We start from the raw sequence: 1150 nt of genomic DNA on the forward strand, positions 1-1150 counted from the left end.
CCACCTCGTCCGTCAGCAGCCCTATCGAGCCGCCTTGCTGTATCCTGCGCATGGTATTACGCAAATCTATTTTCCAGAGTATCGCGTTTTTTTTCTGCTTTTTTCTATAAAACATAACGTTAATTCTTTACATTTGTATTTTAATACTTGCAGCATACCGCAGTATGCGTTTCGTTTATGCTGCAAATATAGCGCAAATGAGACATATATCGCAAATAGAATAAGGATAAATTTCAAATGGGACGTAAAATAAGATAAATAGAACAGTATTATGAAAGATACAGGACAGTTAGAACAACTTATTATGCTTTTTGGGAATGGTAGTCAAAGTTCGTTTGCCAATACTATAGGCATAAAGCAGAGTACTATAGCAACATGGCTATCTCGTAAGAACTTTGCCCCCGAGCGTATAAAAGCAGCCTTGCCACAAGTTGATGGCAATTGGTTGCTTACAGGTGAAGGCAATATATTACTAACAAACAACGATAACGGCAATAACAAAACAATATTATCCACACAACAAAACACAAACCACGGCACACAAATCATCGGTGAAAACATAGAAAACCACACTTTCAATACAGAAATACTCAAGCAACAAATAGCATCACTACAAGCACTACTTAGCGAGAAAGAACGGCTTATCAACGTGCTGCTCAATAGTCAAAGACGTGGTCAACAGTAAAGTTCAAAACTGATAACTAAAAAGGGTTTTTGCTAATATTATGAATAAAAAAGACATTGTAGAACAATTACTAAAGCATTTCGCATACGGAAATCAATCTCAATTCGCAAGATTGTTAGGCTGCCAACAGGGTGTTGTTGCAGGTTGGATTAGGCGAAATTCTATAGACCCCGAGCGCATTAAACGCGCATTTCCTCAAGTTGATGGCAACTGGCTGCTTACAGGAGAGGGTAACATGCTGTTGGAATACAAGGACATCACAAAGGCAGTGCTTACGACACATCGAAACACCAACAACGGCACGCAAATCATCGGTGAAAGCGTGGAAAATCGCAACACCGAGACAGATATGCTAAAGCAACGTATCGCAGACCTGCAAGCGTTGCTCAATGAAAAAGAACGGCTGATAAAGGTGCTGCTCAGCAATAACAAGGGGGGCTTTTGAATAGAATTAACGTTATGTTT

Annotated in this window: 2 protein-coding genes; both read left to right on the plus strand. The window is 39.7% G+C overall.

Annotated features, from left to right (window positions below; genetic code table 11):
- The first annotated feature begins 271 nt into the window (after nucleotides 1-271).
- Nucleotides 272-685, plus strand: a complete 414-nt coding sequence (locus tag BQ5453_RS00840; RefSeq protein WP_071121746.1) for a helix-turn-helix domain-containing protein — start codon at nucleotides 272-274, stop codon at nucleotides 683-685.
- Between the two features lie 40 nt (nucleotides 686-725).
- Nucleotides 726-1130 (plus strand): helix-turn-helix domain-containing protein, encoded by a 405-nt coding sequence (locus BQ5453_RS00845; protein ID WP_071121747.1) that lies wholly within the window; start codon nucleotides 726-728, stop codon nucleotides 1128-1130.
- The last annotated feature ends 20 nt before the right edge of the window (nucleotides 1131-1150 follow it).

Origin of the sequence: Prevotellamassilia timonensis, from assembly GCF_900106785.1 — a bacterium.
Taxonomy (GTDB): Bacteria; Bacteroidota; Bacteroidia; order Bacteroidales; family Bacteroidaceae; genus Alloprevotella; species Alloprevotella timonensis.